Origin of the sequence: Mesorhizobium sp. M0293, assembly GCF_040321735.1 — a bacterium.
Classification (GTDB): Bacteria; Pseudomonadota; Alphaproteobacteria; order Rhizobiales; family Rhizobiaceae; genus Mesorhizobium.
This window is the reverse complement of record NZ_JAMYSA010000031.1, coordinates 1-21,770: the sequence shown is the minus strand read 5'-3', so window position 1 is coordinate 21,770 and position 21,770 is coordinate 1. Positions and strand designations below refer to the sequence as shown.

General features: G+C 61.8%; 21 protein-coding genes. 14 read left to right on the top strand and 7 right to left on the bottom strand.

Annotation, left to right across the window (positions count from 1 at the left end; all coding sequences use genetic code 11):
* Positions 1–4 precede the first annotated feature (4 nt).
* The 6 genes from NKJ06_RS14080 to NKJ06_RS14055 all read left to right on the top strand — a co-directional run bounded on the left by NKJ06_RS14080 (position 5) and on the right by NKJ06_RS14055 (position 5,212).
* Complete coding sequence (locus tag NKJ06_RS14080; protein ID WP_352629284.1) at positions 5–427, top strand: VOC family protein; 423 nt, start codon at positions 5–7, stop codon at positions 425–427.
* The gene (locus tag NKJ06_RS14075; RefSeq protein WP_352629282.1) at positions 427–1,212 is read left to right on the top strand and encodes an AAA family ATPase; all 786 of its coding nucleotides are present in this window, start codon (positions 427–429) and stop codon (positions 1,210–1,212) included. Before NKJ06_RS14080 ends, NKJ06_RS14075 begins: the two co-directional genes overlap by 1 nt.
* Positions 1,199–1,720: a CoA-binding protein gene (locus NKJ06_RS14070; protein WP_352629280.1), complete on the top strand. Its 522-nt coding sequence runs from the start codon at positions 1,199–1,201 to the stop codon at positions 1,718–1,720. Before NKJ06_RS14075 ends, NKJ06_RS14070 begins: the two co-directional genes overlap by 14 nt.
* A 159-nt stretch (positions 1,721–1,879) precedes the next feature.
* Positions 1,880–3,160 (top strand): O-acetylhomoserine aminocarboxypropyltransferase, encoded by a 1,281-nt coding sequence (locus NKJ06_RS14065; RefSeq protein ID WP_352629278.1) that lies wholly within the window; start codon positions 1,880–1,882, stop codon positions 3,158–3,160.
* Positions 3,161–3,511: 351 nt separating this feature from the next.
* Positions 3,512–4,717 (top strand): NAD-dependent formate dehydrogenase, encoded by a 1,206-nt coding sequence (locus NKJ06_RS14060; protein ID WP_352629276.1) that lies wholly within the window; start codon positions 3,512–3,514, stop codon positions 4,715–4,717.
* 144 nt (positions 4,718–4,861) lie between these two features.
* Positions 4,862–5,212 (top strand): cupin domain-containing protein, encoded by a 351-nt coding sequence (locus tag NKJ06_RS14055; RefSeq protein ID WP_352629273.1) that lies wholly within the window; start codon positions 4,862–4,864, stop codon positions 5,210–5,212.
* A gap of 14 nt (positions 5,213–5,226) precedes the next feature.
* On the opposite strand, the gene NKJ06_RS14050 is transcribed toward NKJ06_RS14055, so the two are convergent.
* Positions 5,227–5,943: a transporter substrate-binding domain-containing protein gene (locus NKJ06_RS14050; protein ID WP_352629358.1), complete on the bottom strand. Its 717-nt coding sequence runs from the start codon at positions 5,941–5,943 to the stop codon at positions 5,227–5,229.
* A 66-nt stretch (positions 5,944–6,009) separates the two neighbouring features.
* Positions 6,010–7,260, bottom strand: a complete 1,251-nt coding sequence (locus tag NKJ06_RS14045; protein WP_352629271.1) for a cytochrome P450 — start codon at positions 7,258–7,260, stop codon at positions 6,010–6,012.
* Between the two features lie 104 nt (positions 7,261–7,364).
* Here NKJ06_RS14045 and NKJ06_RS14040 point away from each other — a divergent pair, with 104 nt between their 5' ends.
* The gene (locus NKJ06_RS14040) at positions 7,365–8,468 is read left to right on the top strand and encodes an NAD(P)/FAD-dependent oxidoreductase (protein ID WP_352629269.1); all 1,104 of its coding nucleotides are present in this window, start codon (positions 7,365–7,367) and stop codon (positions 8,466–8,468) included.
* A gap of 177 nt (positions 8,469–8,645) precedes the next feature.
* Here NKJ06_RS14040 and NKJ06_RS14035 read toward each other — a convergent pair whose 3' ends face one another.
* The gene (locus tag NKJ06_RS14035) at positions 8,646–9,596 is read right to left on the bottom strand and encodes a LysR family transcriptional regulator (RefSeq protein WP_352629267.1); all 951 of its coding nucleotides are present in this window, start codon (positions 9,594–9,596) and stop codon (positions 8,646–8,648) included.
* Positions 9,597–9,739: 143 nt separating this feature from the next.
* Here NKJ06_RS14035 and NKJ06_RS14030 point away from each other — a divergent pair, with 143 nt between their 5' ends.
* Positions 9,740–10,387 carry an FMN-dependent NADH-azoreductase gene (locus NKJ06_RS14030; protein ID WP_352629266.1) on the top strand — a complete coding sequence of 216 codons (648 nt, stop codon included), beginning with the start codon at positions 9,740–9,742 and terminating at the stop codon, positions 10,385–10,387.
* An 86-nt stretch (positions 10,388–10,473) separates the two neighbouring features.
* Here NKJ06_RS14030 and NKJ06_RS14025 read toward each other — a convergent pair whose 3' ends face one another.
* Positions 10,474–11,061, bottom strand: a complete 588-nt coding sequence (locus NKJ06_RS14025) for a hypothetical protein (RefSeq protein WP_352809989.1) — start codon at positions 11,059–11,061, stop codon at positions 10,474–10,476.
* Between the two features lie 330 nt (positions 11,062–11,391).
* Between NKJ06_RS14025 and NKJ06_RS14020 the strand changes: the two genes are divergently transcribed.
* From NKJ06_RS14020 to NKJ06_RS14005, 4 genes are all read left to right on the top strand, one after another.
* A complete protein-coding gene (locus NKJ06_RS14020) occupies positions 11,392–12,021 on the top strand; it encodes an ATP-dependent Clp protease proteolytic subunit (protein ID WP_352629263.1) in 630 nt (209 codons plus the stop codon).
* 297 nt (positions 12,022–12,318) lie between these two features.
* Positions 12,319–13,593, top strand: coding sequence for an ATP-dependent Clp protease ATP-binding subunit ClpX (gene clpX / locus NKJ06_RS14015; RefSeq protein ID WP_013532190.1), 1,275 nt, complete (start codon positions 12,319–12,321; stop codon positions 13,591–13,593).
* 306 nt (positions 13,594–13,899) lie between these two features.
* Positions 13,900–16,311, top strand: a complete 2,412-nt coding sequence (gene lon / locus NKJ06_RS14010) for an endopeptidase La (protein ID WP_352629261.1) — start codon at positions 13,900–13,902, stop codon at positions 16,309–16,311.
* Between the two features lie 298 nt (positions 16,312–16,609).
* Positions 16,610–16,882, top strand: a complete 273-nt coding sequence (locus NKJ06_RS14005) for an HU family DNA-binding protein (protein ID WP_027143628.1) — start codon at positions 16,610–16,612, stop codon at positions 16,880–16,882.
* An 85-nt stretch (positions 16,883–16,967) separates the two neighbouring features.
* Here the strand turns inward: NKJ06_RS14005 and NKJ06_RS14000 are convergent, their stop codons facing one another.
* Positions 16,968–17,990: an aldo/keto reductase gene (locus NKJ06_RS14000; protein WP_352774762.1), complete on the bottom strand. Its 1,023-nt coding sequence runs from the start codon at positions 17,988–17,990 to the stop codon at positions 16,968–16,970.
* 176 nt (positions 17,991–18,166) lie between these two features.
* Here NKJ06_RS14000 and NKJ06_RS13995 point away from each other — a divergent pair, with 176 nt between their 5' ends.
* The gene (locus NKJ06_RS13995) at positions 18,167–18,733 is read left to right on the top strand and encodes an SIS domain-containing protein (protein ID WP_352809988.1); all 567 of its coding nucleotides are present in this window, start codon (positions 18,167–18,169) and stop codon (positions 18,731–18,733) included.
* A gap of 3 nt (positions 18,734–18,736) precedes the next feature.
* Positions 18,737–19,480, top strand: coding sequence for a creatininase family protein (locus tag NKJ06_RS13990; protein WP_352809987.1), 744 nt, complete (start codon positions 18,737–18,739; stop codon positions 19,478–19,480).
* Positions 19,481–19,561: 81 nt separating this feature from the next.
* Here NKJ06_RS13990 and NKJ06_RS13985 read toward each other — a convergent pair whose 3' ends face one another.
* Together NKJ06_RS13985 and NKJ06_RS13980 are read right to left on the bottom strand one after the other, a co-directional pair.
* On the bottom strand, positions 19,562–20,479 hold the full coding sequence (locus tag NKJ06_RS13985; protein ID WP_056594228.1) for a carbohydrate ABC transporter permease: 918 nt from the start codon (positions 20,477–20,479) through the stop codon (positions 19,562–19,564).
* A 6-nt stretch (positions 20,480–20,485) separates the two neighbouring features.
* A complete protein-coding gene (locus NKJ06_RS13980) occupies positions 20,486–21,607 on the bottom strand; it encodes a carbohydrate ABC transporter permease (protein ID WP_352809986.1) in 1,122 nt (373 codons plus the stop codon).
* Between the last annotated feature and the right edge of the window lie 163 nt (positions 21,608–21,770).

Sequence of the window (21,770 nt, the reverse complement as noted above, 5' to 3'; positions counted from 1 at the left end):
CACCATGGAACCCCGCATCTCCATCATCACGATCGCCACCGACGATCTCGACGGCGCCGTGCGCTTCTACGAAGCGATGGGGCTGACCCGTCACACCGGCATCACCGAGGGTGTCGCCTTCTTCCAGATGGGCGGCGTCATTCTCGGCCTGTTTCCGCGCGCCAGCGCCGAGGAGGATTCGGGTGTTGCCTTTTCCGGCGCACCGTCCGCTGTCTATCTCGCCTACAACACCCGTTCCGACACGGAGGTCGATGAAGTCCTCGCCAGGGCCGAGAAAGCCGGCGGCCGCATCGTCAAGCCGGCCGGGCGCGCCTTCTGGGGCGGCTGGTATGGCTATTTCGCCGACGCCGACGGGCATGTCTGGGAAGTGGCGCACAATCCGGCCTTTCCTATCGCGGAAGACGGCACGATCTCGCTGCCCGATTGATGGCCTACCGCAAGCAGCTGACGCGGCTCAAGGCACCCTATCTCAAGCGTATTCTGCTCGACCCCGCGCGGGTCGAGGATTGGGAAAAATACCCCTGGAACCTGCCGCTGTTTCGCGGCCACGACTTCGAACTCGAATTCACCACGCCGATCACCATTATCGTCGGCGAGAACGGCACCGGCAAATCGACGCTGCTCGAGGCGATCGGCGCGCTGGCCGGCTATGACGAAGCAGGCGGCGGCAAGGGCTACCGGCCGGTCGACCATTCCAGCGCCATCGACAAGAGCGGTGCTGCGCTAGCAGACACGTTCCGTGGCCACTGGCTGCCGAAAGTCACCGCCGGCTGGTTCTTTCGCGCCGAGTCCTTTTACTCCATCGCCCGCTACCTCGATCAGGCGGCGCTGGAATCTGGCGGGGCGCCTCCCGATTTCCTGTCCTGGTCGCATGGCGAGGGGTTCATCCGCTTTTTCGAGGAGCGCTGCCGCAGGCAAGGCATCTACATCCTCGACGAGCCCGAGAGCGCGCTGTCTCCCTCGCGCCAGATCGAGCTGCTCAAGATGCTGCGGCGCATGGACCGGTCGGGCACCGCGCAGGTGATCATGGCGACGCATTCGCCATTGCTGATGGCCTGTCCCGGCGCACAACTGTTCCGCATCAGCCGGTTTGGGCTGGAACCCGCCGACTTTCGTGATACCGACCACTTCCGCATGCTGCGCGATTTCAGCAATGACCCCGATGGTTTTCTCGACGAGGCGTTGTATGAGGACGACCATGAACCACGATAGCTACGACAACACCTACATCGCCGGCATCCTCAACTCGGTGAAGACCATCGCCATGGTCGGCGCATCCGCCAATGATGTGCGGCCAAGCTATTTCGTGCTGAAATATCTGCTCGCCAAGGGCTTTTCGGTATTCCCGATCAATCCTGGTCAGGCCGGCAAGGAAATCCTCGGCCGGATGACTTATGCCAGGCTGGCCGATATTCCGGAGCCGATCGACATGGTCGACATTTTTCGCGCGCCGACGGCAGTGCCCGGCATAGTCGATGAGGCGTTGCGGCTCGATCCCTTGCCGAAAGTGATCTGGATGCAGCTTGGCGTGCGCCATGACGAGGCAGCCGCCCGCGCCGAGGCCGCCGGCGTCAAGGTGGTGATGAACCGCTGCCCCAAGATCGAATACGGTAAACTATCCGGCGAGATCGGCTGGACCGGCGTCAACTCCGGCGTACTGTCGTCGAAGAAGCCGCTGATGCGCTCCGGATTCCAGAGTTTCGGCGTGCGCCAGAAGTAGGCGAGGGGCAACAGCGCAAAATTATTCCGGCAAACGCCGTATTTTCCTGCCGCTTGATAGAAGGTCCTGCACGGAAGGGTATTTTCTTCTTTGCATTCGAGGCCGGGGTTCGCCAAGAATGCCCGGCGAATTTCAGAAGGTTTTTCAGGGAGGTTTTCAGTGACCCGCACGCCAGGTTTCAATACGCTCGCCGTTCACGCCGGCGCCAAGCCCGACCCGGCGACCGGCGCTCGTGCCACGCCGATCTACCAGACGACCTCCTTCGTCTTCGACGATGCCGACCATGCCGCCTCGCTGTTCGGGCTAAAAGCCTTCGGCAACATCTACACCCGCATCATGAATCCGACGCAGGCAGTTCTGGAAGAGCGTATGGCGGCACTCGAAGGCGGCACGGCGGCTCTTGCGGTCGCCTCCGGCCACGCCGCGCAGGTGATCGTGTTCCACAATCTGATGCAGCCGGGCGACAATTTCGTTGCCGCCAACAAGCTTTATGGCGGTTCGATCAACCAGTTCGGCCATGCCTTCAAGAATTATGGCTGGGAGGTACGCTGGGCCGATACCAACGACATCTCGACCTTCGAAAGCCAGATCGATGACAGGACCAAGGCGATCTTCATCGAGAGCCTCGCCAATCCGGGCGGCACCTTCGTCGATATCGAGAAGATCGGCGACATTGCGCGCAAGCATGGCCTGCCGCTCATCGTCGATAACACGCTGGCCTCGCCCTACCTGATCCGGCCGATCGAGCATGGCGCCGACATCGTCGTCCATTCGCTGACCAAGTTCATCGGCGGCCACGGCAATTCGATCGGCGGCGCCATCGTCGATGGCGGCACCTTCGACTGGTCGAAGTCGGGCAAGTACCCGATGCTGTCGGAGCCGCGCCCCGAATATGGTGGCCTCATCCTGCATGAAACCTTCGGCAATTTCGCTTTCGCCATTGCCGCGCGTGTGCTCGGCCTGCGCGACCTCGGCCCGGCGATCTCGCCGTTCAATGCCTTCCTCATCCTGACCGGCCTGGAAACCTTGCCGCTGCGCATGCAGCGCCACTGCGACAACGCCGTGACGGTCGCTGCCTGGCTGTCCAATCACCCCAAGGTCGCTTCGGTGAACTACCCCGGCCTTCCCAGCGACAAGAACAACGCGCTGCAGAAGAAGTACTCCCCACTTGGCGCCGGCGCCGTGTTCACCTTCGCTCTGAAGGGCGGCTATGACGCCGGCGTCAAATTCGTCGAGGCGCTCGAACTGTTCTCGCACCTCGCCAATGTCGGCGACACCAAGTCGCTGGTCATCCACCCGGCCTCGACCACGCACCGCCAGCTTTCCGACGAGCAGAAGGTCAAGGCCGGCGCGGGACCGGACACGGTGCGGCTGTCGATCGGCATCGAGAACGTCAACGACATCGTCGCCGACCTCGAACAGGCGCTTGCCAAGGTCTGAGCGCATTACCCTCCCCTGCGCGGGGAGGGCATAGTGATATCGGAAAGAGGCCATTCTTGTCGCGGTCGACGCCGGCATAAAATCAAGCATTTGGTGTCAGCAGACCGTGCGCGCGGTCTGAAATAAAGGAAATTGAACGCTGCACCAGTGCCGCCCGCAGCACTTGAAACCATGCCCGGGTCTTCCATGTAATACGCAATAGCGCACAACTTTCCGAATGAGGAAGCGCCGGCAGATGAGTCTGCTCCACACCAGCAATTCAACAGAGCATCGCCGTGCCGGCCATCGTTGGCCGGCAGCGTTAACAACAGAGCGTTTTCCTCTTCGTTGTCAGACGAAGGGAGATACACAATGGCAAAGGTCGTTTGCGTCCTCTATGACGATCCGGTCGACGGTTATCCGACAAAATATGCGCGGGACGGCCTGCCAAAGCTCGACCGCTATCCCGGCGGCCAGACACTTCCCACGCCGAAGGCCATCGACTTTGAACCGGGGGTCTTGCTCGGTAGCGTGTCGGGCGAACTCGGCTTGAGGAAATTTCTCGAAAGCGCGGGCCATAGCCTGGTGGTGACCTCAGACAAAGACGGCCCCGCCAGCATTTTTGAACGCGAACTCGTTGACGCCGAAATCGTGATCTCGCAGCCGTTCTGGCCGGCATATCTGACCGAAGAACGAATAGCCAAGGCAAGCAGACTGAAGCTTGCGATCACCGCCGGCATCGGATCCGACCATGTCGATCTTCAGGCCGCCATGGACCGCGGCATCACGGTCGCCGAGGTGACTTACTGCAATTCGATCAGCGTGTCCGAGCATGTGGTCATGATGATCCTGGGGCTCGTGCGCAACTACATCCCGTCCTACCAGTGGGTCGTGAAAGGCGGCTGGAATATCGCCGACTGCGTCGCACGCTCCTACGATATCGAGGGAATGCAGATCGGAACCGTCGGTGCCGGCCGGATCGGGAGCGCGGTGCTGCGCCGGCTGAAGCCGTTCGACGTCAAGTTGCACTACACCGATCGCCACCGCCTGCCTGAGGCGGTCGAGAAAGAGCTTGGCGTCACCTTCCACAAGGACCCCGCATCCATGGTCGGCGTCTGCGACGTGGTGACGATCAATGCGCCTCTGCATCCGGAGACGGAAAACCTCTTTGACGAGACGATGATCGCCAGGATGAAACGCGGCGCCTATCTGGTGAACACGGCGCGCGGCAAGATCTGCAATCGTGACGCTATCGCCCGCGCGCTGGAGAGTGGCCAACTCGCCGGCTATGCCGGTGACGTCTGGTTCCCGCAGCCGGCTCCCAAGGACCATCCGTGGCGATCGATGCCGCATCACGGCATGACGCCGCACATCTCAGGATCGTCGCTCTCCGCCCAGGCGCGCTACGCCGCGGGCACCCGCGAAATTCTGGAATGCTGGTTCGAAGGCCGGCCGATCCGTGAGGAATATCTGATCGTCGATGGCGGCAAGCTCGCCGGCGCTGGCGCTCATTCCTACAGCGCCGGCGACGCCACCCGCGGTTCGGAAGAGGCGGCACGCTTCACGCGGCGAATATGATCTACATACGACACAGTGAGGTGCGTTCCCAACGCCACAGATTTCTAGCTGGAGCCTCCGGAAATCGATCCGATTTTCGGGGTTGTGCGCTTGACGACCTTCCTCACAAAGGGAGAGGGTAAGCCCGCTACAGCGGAGCCTTTCATGAGCGCAGCGACTTTCCTTTCCCTCGACGCCAACAGCGTCGAGGCCGAGCCTGGCTCGCCTGCGCCGGATCGCCTGATTTCAGGTGATCCGAAATTCCTCACCTGGAACGTCGAGGAGCGGGAAGGCGGCCTCTACGCCGGCATCTGGGAATCGACCCCCGGCAAGTGGCGCATCGTCTACGACGAGTGGGAGTTCTGCCACATCCTGTCCGGCGTTTCGGTGATCGCGGAGGATGGCGGGCAGGCGCGCACCGTCAAGACCGGCGACAGTTTTGTCCTGAGGCCCGGCTTCAAGGGTAGCTGGGAAGTGCTTGAAACGACTCGCAAGGAGTATGTGATCAAGCTGTAGGCATCGGGAACGGATCAGACGACGCGATCGATATCGCTGTCCGAAAATCCGTATCGCGCCATCATCTGCCGGTGCCAGTCGCTGCCCAGCAACTCATCGAGGCAGGAATCGATACGCCGGAGCAGGGCGCTGTTGCCCTTGGCGATCGCGAAGGCACCGGCCGACGGCTGCTTTTCAATCGGGGGAACCTCTACAAGCCCAAGCGGCATATCGGGCCGCCGGATCAGATAGCCTCGATGCGCCATCGCAACGCTGGCATAGGCGTGCACCGTCCCGATGGCCACTGCGTCCGCCGCATCCGCCTGCGTTGCGAACATCCTGACTTGCTCAGGCGCGATTCCGTTGTGTAACGCCGTAAGATGCTGAACCTGGTCGGTTATGACGCCAATCAACGCCGTCCGGTCACTGGCAATGGATTGGTAGCTGCGAAAGCCGCGCGGATTGTCTTTCACGACCAGCAGTCCGTCCTGCAATGCCCAGATCGGCCGGGTGAAGTCGACAAGCCGCCTGCGCTCTTCGGAGACGAACAGTCCGGTCGTCATGGTCCATCGGCCGTCAACCAACCCTGGCAGCAAGTCGGCGAATTCGGTCTCGATCGGCTTGAAGCTCGCCAATCCGAGCATCTCACCGAGCCTGCGTGCAAGCTCGACGTCACAGCCTGAGACCTCGCCCAATGCATCGGCAAAGCAGAATGGCGGCTCTTCCAGGAAGGCGAATTTCAACTCGGTCATGTCAGGCAAACCGGCGCCATCCTATTTCCCCGGAAACTGACCGAGGCAGCCCTAGGCCCGCGATCGTCAGAAGCCGACGGCGAGCGTTTCCAGCCCATGGAAATGGTAAGTGTCGCGGGAGCGCGCCTCTTCAGCAAGATGGAGCTTTGGGTGCCGCTCGAACAGGGTTTTCAGTGATACCTGCAATTCGAGCCGGGCCAGAGGCGCACCGATGCAGAAATGGATGCCGGCGCCGAAGGATACGTTCTTCTGGTCCGCGCGGCCGGGCCGGAAGGCTTGCGGTTCGACGAAGGCGCGCGGATCATGATTGGCCATGCCGAGCAGCAGCCCGATCGTCTGGCCCGGCTGCACGACGATGCCGGGCGAGACTTCGATCTCCTGATAGGCGTAGCGCGTGAACATGTGCAGAGGCGCGTCGATGCGCAGGCATTCCTCGACCGTGGCAGCGGTCGCTTCGGGTGAGGTGAAGAAGCGGCTGACATCGCCGCCTTGCACCAGGATTGAGCGGACGGCATTGCCGGTCTGATGCACAGTCGCTTCATGGCCGGCATTGAGCAGCAGGATCGCCGAGGACACCATCTCGTCCTCCGACAGTTTTTGGCCGTCCTCTTGCGCCGAGATCAGCAGCGACAGCAGGTCGTCGCCGGGGTTCTTGCGTCGCTCGGTGACGTAACCGCGCAGGAAATCGGCAAATTCGCCTGCGGCGCGGTTGGCCGTCTCCTCGGTTTCGCGCGTGCGGCCATGCATGTACATGGCAACCATCTGGTGCGACCAGCCGAGCAGTTGCGGCCCCATCTCGACCGGCACGCCGAGCATTTCGGCAATGATGGTGATCGGCAGCGGCGCCGCAAAGGCCGGCAACAGGTCGACGGTCTTGCCCGGATCGAAACGGTCGATCAGGTCGTTGGCGAGCGCTTCGACACGCGGCCGCAGCCGTTCGACCTGGCGCGAGACGAAGGCACGGTTGACCAGCGTTCGAAGCCGCGCGTGCACCGGCGGCTCCAGCTCCAGCATCGAATTGGCTTCTATGCCGTCGAAAGCGCTGAGATGGCTGCGGTCTTGACCAATGCCGCGACTGTCCGGAATGCCGGCCGGGTTCTGGCGGCCGAAGCGCCGGTCGCGCAGCAGCCGGTTGACGTCGTCAAAGCCGCCAAAGCACCAGAAGCCGAATTCTTCCCAGAAGAATGCATTCGATGCGTCGTGCAGAAAGGCATAGGCCTCGTATGGGTTTTGAAAAAAGGCCGGCTCGTGCGGGTCAAGCCGCAGGTGGTGAGTGGCTGGATCAAAGGCCAAGGCGGTTGGTGTCAATTTGCTCATGCCAGACCAATAGCGCGGCTTGCCAGCCGGGTTCCAGACCGTATGTTGGCGCCCGCAACCCAATGCGTTGAGCCAGCCGGACCGGCTGCGGAAAGACTGAACTGATGAATGTCATTGTTGTCGGCGCGGGTATTGCCGGTCTCTCCACCGCGTGGTCGCTGGTCAAGGCGGGTCACAGCGTTTCGATCGTCGAGCAGGGACCGATCCCCAATCCGCTGGCCGCGTCGGGTGACCACCATCGCATCATCCGCCGCGCCTACCGGGCGGGAACCGGCTATGGCCGGCTGATCACCGAAGCCTATCAGGCCTGGGACGCGATGTGGGCCGATCTCGGCGAAAGCCATCTCGATGCGCGCGGATTTGTCTGCGTTTCGCGCGAGCCCGGCGATGAGGCCGAGGAATATCGCGAGGGCCTGGAAGAAGGCAATTTTCCTTTCGAATTGCTGGAGCCGGACGCGGCCGTGAAACGTTGGCCGTTCCTCGAAGCCGGTTCGTTCCGCTATGCCTATTTTTCGACCGAAGGCGGCGCGCTGCATTGCCGCAAGATCGCCTCCGGCCTGGCAAAGTGGCTGCGCGCCAACGGCGCCAATGTCTACGAACACAGCAAAGTCACCGCGGTTGACTCCGAGGCCGGCCATATCGTGCTCGAGAGCGGCGAGACCATGCAGGCCGACCGCATCGTCGTCACGGCAGGGGCCTGGGTATTGAAACTGTTCCCGGAGTTGGACGGCGAGCTGAAGACCTATCGAACCGCACTCGCCTATGTCGAACCGCCGGCCGACCTCGAGGCCGCCTGGCAGGCTTCACCCGTTGTCCTCGATGTCGGCGGCGCGGTCGACGGCTATGTGATCCCGCCCTCGGGCGGCGCCGGCATGAAATTCGGTTCCGGGCTGCACAGGGTGCCGACCAGCGATGCCGACTGGAATCGTCAGCCGGTGCCGGGCGAGGGCGAGGCGATCCGCAACCTGTTCTCGCCGCCGATCGCCCGGATCGAGGAATACAGGGTGACCGAGGTCGTCACCTGCGCCTACACCTTCACCGACGACGAGAAGTTCTTCGCCCATGCGCAAGGAAAATGCCTGATCGTCTCGGCTTGCTCCGGCCATGGCTACAAGTTCGGCGCAGCGGTCGGCCGGCGCGTTGCGGCGGCCGTTGGCAATGGCGATATCGCCGGCTTGACGGCATGGCTGCGAGCGGAGGTGGCCTAGTTTAAAACTGAAACCTGGGTCATGGGACCAATCTCCATAACGGGCGCCGGAATGGCAGATTGCGGGTCAACGCTGATCGGCTCCTACGACCAATATTGGTCGGTTCTTGCCATTGTGCTGATGGGAACTAAGCGTGTCGTTTTAACCGCTAGGCAAGGTTAAACCCAATCGAGAATGTCAGCGATGGGTGGAAATTGCTCTGTCCGGTTCTGAGCCATGATGCACTGAAATCGGATTGAACCGAGCCTGAAGATTGTCGAGAAGCCATGCGCCTGCGCGGCCGAGGGGACGGTCTCGCATATGCGCGGCGTAGATTGTCAGAGGGCCGTGAGCGCCGGCGGGATCGTCCTTGATCGGCAACGGGACGAGGCGGCCTTCGGCCAGAAGCGGCGTCACCAGATATTCGGGCATTCGGCACCAGCCAAACCCCGCGAGGAGGAAATCAAGTCGGCGCCCAAGCTCAACGAACCGCCACACCTTGGTTCCAACCACGCCGTAGCTTGGACTGTCCGGTGTAGACGGGTCGGACAGCACGAGTTGTACATGCTCATCCAGGTCCGGGTGGGTGAGGGGCCGGCCGAGCCGGGCAAGCGGATGGGTTGGCGCCACGACCGGGAGCAGCCGCACGCCGAGCAGCGGCAAAGCCACAATATCTTCAGGCGCGCTCGGCAGAAGGACGCAGAAGGCGAGCGCGGCATCACCCCGGCGCAATCGCCGCTCGGCGCCGCCCAGCCCCTCGGTCGAGAAGCTCACCGGCAGGTGAGGAAAGACCTCGCGGAGCGCATGCAGGCTATCGATGAAGGGCGCAGTGGGCACCAATGGATCGATCGCGACCGCAAGCTCGGGCTCAAGTCCATCCCGCGTGCCGGCAGCCATCGCCTCGAAACGCGCCGTGCCTGAGAGGACGATACGAGCCTGAGCGACCAGCGCGCGGCCCACATCAGTCAGGAGCGGGCGATAATTGCTGCGGTCGAAGAGGGTGACCCCCTGTACGTCTTCCAGCGTTGCGATGGTCTGACTGATCGCGGATTGGGCACGGTGGAGCTTACGGCCAGCAGCCGAGAAGCTGCCCGTTTCAACAATCGCCACCAGCACGCGTAGCTGGTCCAAGGTCAAACTGCCGAGCATCCATCATCCAAACTGATAGAGATGATCGGATCATTATCTCTTTTTACGACGGTGTCTACGGCGCAAGCTGCACTCACAGTCGCGCTCTCGGCAAGCCGATTTCCGGCTTCCGCTTCGGCTGATTCAATCCAAGGAGACCATTCATGCCACGCATTCTCGTTGTCGAGTCCAGCCCGCGCGGTGATTATTCGATCTCGCGCAATCTCACCCGCCGTTTTGTCGCTGAATGGCAGGCAGCCCACCCTGATGGGCAGGTGGTTACCCGCGATCTGATGGAAACGGGCCTGTCGTTCGTGAACGCGCCGTGGCTCAAGGCTTATTTCACGCCGCCTGATCAGCATTCGGCCGAAATGAAGGAAGTGCTCCGGCTGTCGGACAGCCTCGTCGCGGAGCTGCTGGCGACCGACCATCTCGTCATTGCCACGCCCGTGTACAACTACAACGTCCCGGCGGCGCTCAAGGCTTGGGTTGATCACATCGTCCGTAAGGGGCTGACGCTCGGGATGGACGGCAAGGGCCTTGTTAGCGGCAAGAAGGCGACTGTGCTTATGGCTTCCGGCGGCGTTTACACCGAGGGTTCCCCAATCCGCGATCGAGACATTGCGACCCAGTATTTGCGGCTGATCCTGAACGTCATCGGCATCACCGACATATCCTTCATTGCGGCAGGTGGAGCGAAAGCTGTTGATATGGGCGAGATCGGGCGAGAGGACTTCTTGGATAAGTTCCAGGGCGAAATCGAGATGGCGGCCGCTGCCTCAGCTTTCAAGGCTGCCTCTGCGGCTGCCTGATGACTGACTTGAGGGTCGAAAGCGGGGGCTTCTGATTGAGTTGGGCCCGCAAACCATTCGGAGAAATGAATCCTGCCGGCCCAAACTTAATCCTGGCAATGCCTGGGAATATGCACGCGCCGCCAGCCTGAAGACCCTTCACGGACCAGCACGCGGCGCGCGACGGTCCGGTAGGAGGCGGGGACATCGATGATGCGCCTTTGCTCCGGCTGCACCAGAACTTCCTCGGCGATGCTGTCGTACTGTGCCGGGATGACGACACGGCGCGTGCGTTCGGGCTGGATCACCACGGTTTCGGCAACGCGCTCATAGCGGGCCTTGTGCCAGATCTTGCACAGCACCTTGCGGCCATGGATGACGCGCCATTCCCAGGAATAGCCGCCATCGACCCGGACCGTATGGTAGACGGTGCGGGTGATCGCGGGCACGACCTCGTAGGTCACTTGTGCCGGAACCGTCATCACCACGCGTTCGCGCGTACCGTAAATGGGCGGAGTGTAGTCAACCTGCTGGCCGGGCGGACTGACCAGCACGTCTTCATAGACCGTGTCGTAGACGGCCGAGGTGCGGACAGGTTCATAGCATTCGACGGCCCGGCCGCCGGCCGCCGTCTGCGAAATCGTGCCGAGCATAGTCAGCCCGGCAATGGTGAAGCATGCGGTTTTCCCAGACATGACACTCCCCCTGTTGAACGGCACAATGACGGTTCAACGTTGGATTGTAGGGGAAGAGACGTCGGGGGGAAGTGGATTTGCCGTATTTCGTTAAGCGATGCGGTTAAGAAATTGCTACGGTGGTGACGCCGCCCCTGAACGATCACGGCACAGGTCGATGAATCCCATGAAATGTAACCTTGATTCGACTTACCCAGATGGCTAGGACGGGTCGGCCTTGCACAAGGATGAGCCGGCATCCTATTTACGGAATAACGATCCAGAACCGATTCTGCCCGATCTGCCAGCATTCCCGGCGCCGGAATCCCACCGCGAGATAAGAGATAGCGAATGAAGAACCCCGTCGAAACCTACATGAACCTCGTTCCGATGGTGGTCGAACAGACCAATCGCGGCGAGCGGGCCTATGACATTTTCTCGCGTCTCCTCAAGGAGCGCATCATTTTCATCACCGGTCCGGTCGAGGACGGCATGGCGACGCTGGTCTGCGCGCAGCTTTTGTTCCTGGAAGCCGAGAATCCGAAGAAGGAAATCAACCTCTACATCAATTCGCCGGGCGGCGTCGTCACCTCGGGCATGGCGATCTACGACACCATGCAGTTCATCAAGCCGGCCGTGTCGACGCTCTGCATCGGCCAGGCGGCCTCGATGGGCTCGCTGCTTCTGACCGCCGGCCACAAGGACATGCGCTTTGCCACGCCGAACGCCCGCATCATGGTTCACCAGCCTTCCGGCGGCTTCCAGGGCCAGGCATCCGACATCGAGCGCCATGCCCTGGATATCATCAAGCTGAAGCGTCGCCTCAACGAGGTCTACGTCAAGCACACCGGCAAGAGCTACGACGAGATCGAGAAGACGCTCGACCGCGACCATTTCATGACGGCCGACGAAGCCAAGGATTTCGGCCTCATCGACAAGGTCATTTCGTCGCGCGAAGCGGCAGAAAGCGCTGTGGCATAAAGGCCAGTTGGCAGTTGGATGGCACCATCACGCGCTTTTGGCGCGTCTTGCGGCATTTCGGCCACAATTGGCTGTTCCCTCGGGGGACAGGATTGCCTACGTTAAGGCTGTGTTGAGTTTCGGCGGCTTAGCTTTATGCGGGGTTGTCGCGAATCATTGCCACGTTTTCTGATTTGTGTTTCGTACGGAATGCGTTGCAGGAGCCGGGACACACTGGCGGCGGCGGATTCCCGCGATAGATAGAGTATGCGCCCTTTCAGCCAGACCATCGGCGGGCGGCCATGAAAGGACATGAAAATGAGCAAGGTCGGCAACAACAGCGGCGATTCCAAGAACACGCTTTACTGCTCGTTTTGCGGCAAAAGCCAGCACGAAGTGCGCAAGCTGATCGCCGGTCCGACGGTCTTCATCTGCGACGAGTGCGTCGAACTCTGCATGGACATCATCCGCGAGGAGAATAAGACCTCGATGGTGAAGTCGCGCGAAGGCGTGCCGACACCGCAGGAGATCCTCAAGGTTCTCGACGACTATGTCATCGGCCAGCCCTACGCCAAGCGCGTGCTGTCGGTGGCGGTCCACAACCACTACAAGCGCCTCGCGCATGCCGGCAAGAACAACGATGTCGAGTTGGCGAAGTCCAACATCCTGCTGATCGGCCCGACCGGTTGCGGCAAGACGCTGCTTGCGCAGACCCTGGCCCGCATCATCGACGTGCCCTTCACCATGGCTGACGCGACGACGCTGACCGAAGCCGGTTATGTCGGCGAGGACGTCGAAAACATCATCCTGAAGCTGTTGCAGTCGGCCGACTACAATGTCGAGCGTGCCCAGCGCGGCATCGTTTACATCGACGAAATCGACAAGATTTCGCGCAAGTCTGACAACCCCTCGATCACCCGCGACGTATCGGGCGAGGGCGTGCAGCAGGCACTCTTGAAGATCATGGAAGGCACCGTTGCTTCCGTGCCGCCGCAGGGTGGCCGCAAGCATCCACAGCAGGAGTTCCTGCAGGTCGACACCGCCAACATCCTGTTCATCTGCGGCGGCGCCTTTGCCGGGCTGGACAAGATCATCTCGGATCGCGGCCGCAAGACCTCGATCGGCTTCGGCGCGGTCGTCGCTTCGCCCGAGGATCGCCGCACCGGCGATGTCTTCCGCCTGGTCGAGCCCGAAGATCTGTTGAAGTTCGGTCTCATCCCTGAGTTTGTCGGTCGTCTGCCGGTTCTGGCGACGCTGGAGGACCTCGACGAGCCGGCGCTGATCCAGATCCTGACCGAGCCGAAGAACGCGCTGGTCAAGCAGTATCAGCGGCTGTTCGAGATGGAGAATGTCGACCTGACCTTCCACGAGAACGCGCTGTCGGCGATCGCCAAGCGCGCCATCGAGCGCAAGACCGGCGCCCGCGGCCTGCGTTCGATCATGGAAGCGATCCTGCTCGATACGATGTTCGAGCTTCCCGCACTCGAAGGCGTGCGCGAAGTGGTGATTTCGGAAGAAGTGGTGACCGGCAGCGCCCGGCCGCTCTACATCTACTCCGAGCAGAAGGAAAAGAAGGGCAATGTCAGCGCCTGACATGAGCCCGCAGCGAAATTCTGAAACGGCGCCGCAAGGCGCCGTTTTGCTGTCGCACAGCGGTTTTGCGCGGCGTACGGGCTGAGCGTCGCAAATGTGTCACTCGCAGACGGGTTGAAAGTGTGGATTTGGACTGCCCCTTGATCTTTGGGGGTCGTGCATCCAAGTAACTGGAGAAGGCCGAGGTGCCCGATTTCTGTGCTTGTAAAACTCCCGTCACAAACGGTGGTAGGCGGAACGATCCCCGGTCGTTAATATAAGATTCGCGGTTGGCTGATTGGCGGCCGCGACATGAAAGGTTGGACAATGGCCAAAATATCCAAGGCACCCAGCGACGGCGTCTTCGCAGTTCTCCCACTGCGCGACATCGTGGTGTTCCCGCATATGATCGTTCCGCTCTTCGTTGGGCGTGAGAAGTCGATCAAGGCGCTGGAAGAGGTGATGGGTCAGGAAAAGCAGATCCTGCTTGCCACCCAGATGAATGCCGCAGACGACGATCCCGAGCCCGATGCCATCTTCGACATCGGCACGCTCGCCAATGTGCTGCAATTGCTGAAGCTGCCCGACGGCACCGTCAAGGTTCTGGTCGAGGGCGCTTCGCGCGCGAAAATCGTTTCGTTCACCGACCGTCCCGACTTCCACGAGGCCCGCGCCGCGGCGCTTGTCGAGCCGGAGGAGGAAGAGGTCGAGGTCGAGGCGTTGGCACGGTCGGTCGTCACTGACTTCGAGAACTACGTCAAGCTGAACAAGAAGATCTCGCCCGAAGTGGTGGGTGCGGCCAGCCAGATCGACGACTATTCCAAGCTCGCCGACACGGTCGCTTCGCATCTCGCCATCAAGATTCCTGAAAAGCAGGAAATGCTGGCCACGCTTTCGGTCAAGGAGCGGCTGGAAAAGGCAATGGGCTTCATGGAAGCCGAAATCTCCGTCCTGCAGGTGGAGAAGCGCATCCGCTCGCGCGTCAAGCGCCAGATGGAGAAGACGCAGCGCGAATACTACCTCAACGAGCAGATGAAGGCGATCCAGAAGGAGCTCGGCGAAGGCGAGGACGGCCGCGACGAAGCCGCCGAGATCGAGGCGCGCATCAAGAAGACCAAGCTCTCCAAGGAGGCCCGCGAAAAGGCGGAAGCCGAGTTGAAGAAGCTCAGGACGATGTCGCCGATGTCGGCTGAATCGACCGTCGTGCGCAACTATCTCGACTGGATCCTGTCGATTCCGTGGGGCAAGAACTCCAAGGTCAAGCAGGACCTGGCCTTCGCGCAGAACGTGCTCGACACCGATCATTTCGGCCTCGACAAGGTCAAGGACCGCATCGTCGAGTACCTTGCCGTGCAAAGCCGCCAGAAGAAGCTGAAGGGGCCGATCCTGTGCCTTGTTGGCCCTCCCGGCGTCGGCAAGACATCACTCGGCAAGTCGATCGCCAAGGCGACCGGTCGCGAATTCATCCGCATGGCGCTTGGCGGCGTGCGTGACGAAGCCGAGATCCGTGGCCATCGCCGCACCTATATCGGCTCGATGCCCGGCAAGGTCATCCAGTCGATGAAGAAGGCGAAGAAGTCCAACCCGCTCTTCCTGCTCGACGAGATCGACAAGATGGGCCAGGACTTCCGTGGCGATCCGTCATCGGCGCTGCTCGAGGTGCTCGATCCCGAGCAGAACTCGACGTTCATGGACCATTACCTCGAGGTCGAATACGACCTGTCGAGCGTGATGTTCGTGACGACGGCGAACACGCTGAACATCCCTGCGCCCTTGATGGACCGCATGGAGATCATCCGTATCGCCGGCTACACCGAGGACGAGAAGATCGAAATCGCCAAGCGGCACCTGATGCCGAAGGTGATCCGCGATCACGCCCTGCAGCCGAAGGAGTTCTCCGTCGGCGAGGACGCGATCCGCGCCATCATCCAGACCTATACCCGTGAAGCGGGCGTCAGGAGCCTGGAGCGCGAGCTGATGAAGCTCGCTCGCAAGTCGGTGACCGAGATCCTGAAGACGAAGAAGAAGACGGTAAACATCACGGCGGAGAATCTCGCCGACTACCTCGGTGTTCCGCGCTTCCGCTTCGGTCAGGTCGAGGCCGACGATCAGGTCGGTGTCGTTACCGGGCTCGCCTGGACGGAAGTCGGCGGCGAGCTGCTGACGGTCGAAGGCGTCATGATGCCCGGCAAGGGCCGCATGACGGTGACGGGCAATCTGCGCGACGTGATGAAGGAATCGATCTCGGCGGCGGCCTCCTATGTCCGCTCGCGCGCTGTCGATTTCGGCATCGAGCCGCCGCTGTTCGACAAGCGCGACATCCACGTGCACGTGCCGGAAGGTGCGACGCCCAAGGACGGACCGTCGGCCGGCGTGGCGATGGCGACCGCGATCATCTCCGTTCTGACCGGCATTCCGATCAAGGCGGATGTCGCGATGACCGGCGAGATCACGCTGCGCGGCAGGGTTCTGCCGATCGGCGGCCTGAAGGAGAAGCTGCTTGCCGCTTTGCGCGGCGGCATCAAGAAGGTGCTGATCCCGGAAGACAACGCCAAGGACCTGGCGGAGATTCCGGACAACGTGAAGAACGGGATGGAGATCATTCCGGTCGCACGGGTCGGTGAGGTGTTGCGCCACGCGCTGGTGCGTATGCCGGAGCCGATCGAATGGGTCGAACCGGTCAATCCTCCGGCCACGACCGACACCACGGACGATGCCGGAAAGACGCTTGCGCATTAGAGCGTCGCGCGTCCACCTGGACGCGCAAACGACGCTCTAACACCTGGACTTGCGCATGGTCCCTTCCGGAAACCGACTGCGGTTTTCGGGGCCGTGCGTTGGTTTTCGCCAAGGTTGCAGTGCACAAACGGAGAGCCGGGCCTAGCGCCCGGCTTTTTCATGTGAAAAACCCAGCATTTCCGGGCTTTTTCCGCTTTTTTCCTGCCTTTTCGACTTGGTTGCGGCAACGCTTCTTTCTAAAGTCCGTTTCCTGCCGGATGAGTCGATAGTTCCGGTGTTCTCATGGAAGGGAATTTTTATGAACAAGAACGAACTGGTGTCCGCTGTCGCCGACGCCGCGAGCATTTCGAAGGGTGACGCGCAGTCGGCGGTCGATGCGGTATTTTCCGTGATCAGCGGCGAACTGAAGAAGGGCGGCGATGTCCGGCTTGTCGGCTTTGGCAATTTCACCGTGTCAAAGCGTGCGGCTTCGACCGGCCGCAACCCGCAGACCGGCGCCGAAGTCCAGATCCCGGCGCGCACCGTGCCGAAGTTCTCGGCCGGCAAGGGCCTCAAGGACGCAGTCAACTAGGCGCCTTTTTTCTTTTCAGAGACCAGAAAAGCCGGGCTTGCCCGGCTTTTCATTTTTGTGCCCGATGCCGATGCGAGCGGCCGGATTATGCGGTCGGTGCCTCGGGGCGCATGAGGCCTTCCTTCTTGAGATCGGCCCAAAGCGCCGCGGGCAGTTTCGCATCGAGCAGCGAGCGGTTGCTCTCGACTTCGCTCGGCCGCTGGCCACCGGGGATCACCGAGACGACCGACGGGTGCAGCAGCGGGAATTGCAGGGCGGCCTCGATCAGCCGCACGCCATGGCGCTTGCAGACGCTTTCGATGCCGGCGACCCGGTCGAGGATGTCCTTCGGCGCTTCGGAATAGTTGTAGTAAGCGCCCGGCTTCGGCCCCGTTGCGAGGATGCCGGAGTTGTAGGGCCCGCCGAGAACGATGCCGATGCCACGTGCCTGGCAGAGAGGCAGGAAGGACGTCAGCGCCTCCTGTTCCAGCAGCGTATAGCGCCCGGCAAGCAGGAACAGGTCGAAGTCGCCGCGCTCGGCCAGTGTCTGCGCAACCTGCCACTCATTGATGCCGCCACCGAACGCCTTGATAACGCCCTGGTCGCGGAGCGAGAGCAAGCCGTAGTAGCCCGAGCGCATGAACTCCTCGATGCGCCGGTCGGACGCCTCCTTGCTGCCATGGGTGAAGATGTCGACATCATGCACGAACAGGATGTCGATGCGGTCGACGCCGAGGCGCTCCAGCGAGGCTTCGAACGAGCGCATGACGCCGTCATAGCTGTAGTCGTACACCTCGCGGCGCGATGGCGTGTCGAAGAACTTGCCGATGCCGGTGCGCTCTTCCGGTGGGCAGGCGCGCATGATGCGGCCGACTTTGCTCGACAGCACATAGTCGTCGCGCTTCTTGCCGCGTAGGAAAGGGTTGAGCCGCGTTTCAGACAGACCAAGCCCGTAAAGCGGCGCGGTGTCGTAGTAGCGGCAGCCGGTCGCCCAGGCGGCCTCCAGCGTGGCATTGGCATCCTCGTCCGAGACGGCACGATAAAGATTGCCGAGCGGCGCCGTGCCGAAGCCGAGTTCGGTGAAACTGATGCCGCCATTGCCGATGCGGTCGAAATGCCGTGTCTTCATATCCTGCCGTTTGCCTCGCTTGATTTGTCTGACATGACACTATCATGCCTGCGGCTTGGCAAAAGCATAGCTGCGCGTTGGACACGCATTTTCGCGGTTGCTAGCATGAACGAAATCAAGCTGTTCGTGGCAGCAAGAGCGGCAAATCCCAGGGTGTTTTCGATGGCAGGTTTGCGGTGAGCGACAAGAGCAAAGGCCTGTTCGAGACCGCCCTTGACGAACTCGGCGGTGTGCTGGCGCGCGTTGACGAGCACCGGATCGATGCTGCCTGCAAGATGCTGGCCGGCGCCCGACAGATCGTCGTCTATGGCTGTGGCCGCGAGGCCTTGCAGGTCAAGGGCTTTGCCATGCGGCTCTACCATCTTGGCCTGCCGGTCGCCGTGGTCGGCGACATGACCACGCCGCCTCTGGGGTCGGGCGATGTCTTCCTGGTCAGTTCCGGGCCGGGAGAAACCTCGACCGTGCTGACCTTGATGCAGGTCGCGCAGCGTGCCGGCGCGACCAATCTGCTGCTGACCGCTCAGGCTGAAAGCAGTGCTGCAAAGCGCGCCGATTTCACGCTGCTCATTCCCGCGCAGACCATGGCCAACGATCAGGGGGCGCAGAAGACATCGGTCCTGCCGATGGGCTCGGTGTTCGAGGGCGTGCTGTTCCTGCTGTTCGAGGTGATGGTGCTGAAGCTCAAGGCCCTGACTGGCCAGTCGCCGGACGCGATGCGTGCCCGCCACACCAACATGGAATAGATCATGCGTTACGAACTGATGCTGCCACACCAGATCCGCAGGGCGATCGCCGAGAACTGGCCGGTCGCCCTGCCGCTCGGCGTGCTCGAATACCATGGCGAGCACATGGCCGTCGGCATGGACACGCTGGCCGTCATCAAGACGCTGGAGCTGTTCGAAAAGGAGAAGGATGTCGTTATCCTGCCGCCCTTCTACTACGGTGCTGCGAGCTACGCTGTGGCGCCGCCTGAGGGCAGCGGCTCAGTGCAGGTTGGCGGCAACGCGCTGGCGCCGTTTGCCGAAGAACTGTTCTACAGTCTGCTGCGCATCGGCTTTCGCAACATCCACGCCATCATCCATCACCAGACCGAGAACTTTGCTGCCGGCATGCCGACCGATCTGGCGTTCAAGACCGCCGGCCGCCAGGCGATCTTCCGCTTCTTCGAGAAGGAACGCGGCGAAGGCTGGTGGGGCTCCGAGGCGATGGCCGGCTACTATGCCGAGCACGCCGAGGGCGCCAATTTCTTCAACTGGGTGCAGGTGCATCCGCTGATGTCGGCTGACATGAACGGCAAGTACCCGTTCGATCATGCCGGCATTGGCGAGACGTCGCTGATGCTGGCGCTATGCCCGGAGGCTGTCGATACCAACCACTTCGAAGACAATACCGGCTGGTATACGGCGAGTGCCAAGGATGCTTCGGCGGAGCTCGGAGAAAAGGGCGTCGCAATGATCATGGATCACCTCAGGGCGATCCTGAGGAGCTAGCTACGAGATTGTCGGGCGGCTTTGGTATTTCGTCATCCTAGGGTCTGCGCTGCGTCGCTACGAGAGCCTCGCGCTGCCCTGCTACTTCACCGCTCCGGCGGTCATGCCCATGATCAGATAGCGCTCGAGCGCAATGCCTATGACGGCGAGCGGCGCGATGGCCGCCGTGGCAAGCGCTGCCATTGACCACCAGTTGATGCCTTGCGAGCCGGTCTGGCTCGCCACCATGACGGGAATGGTCTTGGCGTCGGTCGAGGTCAAAAGGGCGGCGAAGAAATACTCGTTCCAGCACAGCACCATCGCCAGGATGAAGGCAGCCACCATGCCGGGCAGCGCGATCGGCATGACGATGCGGAAGAAGGCGCCCCAAATCGACAGCCCGTCGACAAGCGCTGCTTCCTCGAGTTCGACCGGGATCGAGTTGAACTGGTCGCGCATGATCCAGATGACGATCGGCAGCACCATCAGCGTGTAGAGCAGGATCAGCCCGACGCGCGTGTCGAGCAGGCCGACCTCCCGGTAGAGCACCAGGAAGGGCAGCGCCAGCACCACCGGTGGCAGGATCAGCTGCGACAGGAAGAAGAACGAAATATCCTCGTTCTTGAACCAGGCGAAATGATAGCGGTAGCGGGTAAGCCCGTAGGCGGCGAGGCTGCCGATGACGATGGCGAGGCTCGATGCGCCGACCGAGGTGATCACCGAATTCATGAAGCGCTTGAGGAACTCCTCGCGCACCGTCGAGGTCTGGAAGATCGAGTCCGGCGACAGGCCGAGCGAACGCCAGCCTTTCCAGTCCGGCTGGAAGTCGACGAAGGGGATGAGATGGCCTTGGGTGACGTCCACCGCGGTTTTGAACGAGGTCGTAATCGTCCAGTAGATCGGGAACAGGCAGATGAACGCCCAGAAGGCCAGCGCCCCATAGATGAAAACGCGGCTGGCGAGGAAGCTCGCCGGCGAGCGGATCTCCGAGGCGACATATTCGGTGGTCTGAACGCTCATCTTGGCTCAATTCACATTACGGACAAAACGGTTGGCAAATTTCAACAGCCATGTGACGAACACGACGATGATCACCAGATAGGCCATCGCCAGCATGGTTCCGTAGCCGACATTCGAGCGGTCGCGGTATTCGCGATAGATGAAGCTCGACACGGAATCGGTAGCGCCGCCCGGGCCGCCCGATGTCACCGTAATAATGATGTCGGCAAGCTTCAGCTTGAAGATGATGCGCAGGATCACCGCCGTCACCGATACCGGCAGCATCAGTGGGAAGGTGACCTGCCAGAAGGTCTGCCACACATTGGCGCCGTCCACGCGGGCGGCCTCGAGCACCTCGCGCGACATCGCCTGCAGCCCGGCCAGCAGCATGATCATCATGAACGGAATGAAGGTCCAGGCATCCAGCACCATGATGGCGATGCGCGCGATGATCGGGTCGGAGAAGAAGGCCGGATTTTCCCAGCCGAGATGGCGCGCCAGCGTTGCGGCCGGTCCGAACCGGTATTCCATCAGCGACTTGCCGATCATCCATGACACCGCGACCGGCGACAGCATCAGCGGCATCAGGAAGACGACGCGGAAGAATTTTCGCGCCCGGATCTGCGCGTTGAGCAGCAGTGCCAGGCCGAAGGCAATGACATACTCGACCGCCACCGCCAGCACATAGAGCACCATGTTGAACAGCGCGTTGCGGTAGTAGGGATCGCCCAGCATCTGCCAGAAATTGTCGAGGCCGTTGAACCTGCGGCCGCTGAAGGAACTGAGATTCCAGTCGGTGAGCGCGATGTAGAAGCCAAATAGCGTCGGGAAGATCACCATGGCGATGGTGAACAAGAGCGCCGGCAGCAGGAACAGCGCACGCTGACCGTCCTCGCCACGCGTCAGCACCTGGCCGATGCCGATCGCCACGCCCCACAGCACATAGGCATAGACGACGGGGCGCCACGTCTCGAAGCCGATCGTATCGGCGCTGCCCTTGTAGAGGATTTCCAGCACGATCGTCGCCAGCAGGCCGAGCGTTGCAACGGCCATCAGCGCCCAGCCGAGCCGTTTGCGGCCGGGAGAAATCAGATCGGAAGGGCCGGCATCTGCCGGCCACTGGTTTGCGGTCGAAGTCTGGTCTGCCACAAATCTCGCCCGTTTGAAGGCTTTCAAGGAGCCGGAGCCGGTCTAAAGTGGTGGGGGGGGGGGGGCGGGGGCCCCGCGCGGGGCGCCGGCGCCCGCCGCCGCGCACCCGGGGGCGGCGCGGGGGGGTGGATGGGGGGCGCGCCGGCCCCACCGGCCGAGCACG

Bases quoted from the DNA above. Each gene is read 5' to 3' on its own strand.
- NKJ06_RS14080 (WP_352629284.1), top strand. From the start codon at position 5: ATGGAACCCCGCATCTCCATCATCACGATCGCCACCGACGATCTCGAC.
- NKJ06_RS14075 (WP_352629282.1), top strand. From the start codon at position 427: ATGGCCTACCGCAAGCAGCTGACGCGGCTCAAGGCACCCTATCTCAAG.
- NKJ06_RS14070 (WP_352629280.1), top strand. From the start codon at position 1,199: ATGAACCACGATAGCTACGACAACACCTACATCGCCGGCATCCTCAAC.
- NKJ06_RS14060 (WP_352629276.1), top strand. From the start codon at position 3,512: ATGGCAAAGGTCGTTTGCGTCCTCTATGACGATCCGGTCGACGGTTAT.
- NKJ06_RS14055 (WP_352629273.1), top strand. From the start codon at position 4,862: ATGAGCGCAGCGACTTTCCTTTCCCTCGACGCCAACAGCGTCGAGGCC.
- NKJ06_RS14050 (WP_352629358.1), bottom strand. From the start codon at position 5,943: ATGACCGAGTTGAAATTCGCCTTCCTGGAAGAGCCGCCATTCTGCTTT.
- NKJ06_RS14045 (WP_352629271.1), bottom strand. From the start codon at position 7,260: ATGAGCAAATTGACACCAACCGCCTTGGCCTTTGATCCAGCCACTCAC.
- NKJ06_RS14040 (WP_352629269.1), top strand. From the start codon at position 7,365: ATGAATGTCATTGTTGTCGGCGCGGGTATTGCCGGTCTCTCCACCGCG.
- NKJ06_RS14035 (WP_352629267.1), bottom strand. From the start codon at position 9,596: ATGCTCGGCAGTTTGACCTTGGACCAGCTACGCGTGCTGGTGGCGATT.
- NKJ06_RS14030 (WP_352629266.1), top strand. From the start codon at position 9,740: ATGCCACGCATTCTCGTTGTCGAGTCCAGCCCGCGCGGTGATTATTCG.
- NKJ06_RS14025 (WP_352809989.1), bottom strand. From the start codon at position 11,061: ATGTCTGGGAAAACCGCATGCTTCACCATTGCCGGGCTGACTATGCTC.
- NKJ06_RS14020 (WP_352629263.1), top strand. From the start codon at position 11,392: ATGAAGAACCCCGTCGAAACCTACATGAACCTCGTTCCGATGGTGGTC.
- clpX (WP_013532190.1), top strand. From the start codon at position 12,319: ATGAGCAAGGTCGGCAACAACAGCGGCGATTCCAAGAACACGCTTTAC.
- lon (WP_352629261.1), top strand. From the start codon at position 13,900: ATGGCCAAAATATCCAAGGCACCCAGCGACGGCGTCTTCGCAGTTCTC.
- NKJ06_RS14005 (WP_027143628.1), top strand. From the start codon at position 16,610: ATGAACAAGAACGAACTGGTGTCCGCTGTCGCCGACGCCGCGAGCATT.
- NKJ06_RS14000 (WP_352774762.1), bottom strand. From the start codon at position 17,990: ATGAAGACACGGCATTTCGACCGCATCGGCAATGGCGGCATCAGTTTC.
- NKJ06_RS13990 (WP_352809987.1), top strand. From the start codon at position 18,737: ATGCGTTACGAACTGATGCTGCCACACCAGATCCGCAGGGCGATCGCC.
- NKJ06_RS13985 (WP_056594228.1), bottom strand. From the start codon at position 20,479: ATGAGCGTTCAGACCACCGAATATGTCGCCTCGGAGATCCGCTCGCCG.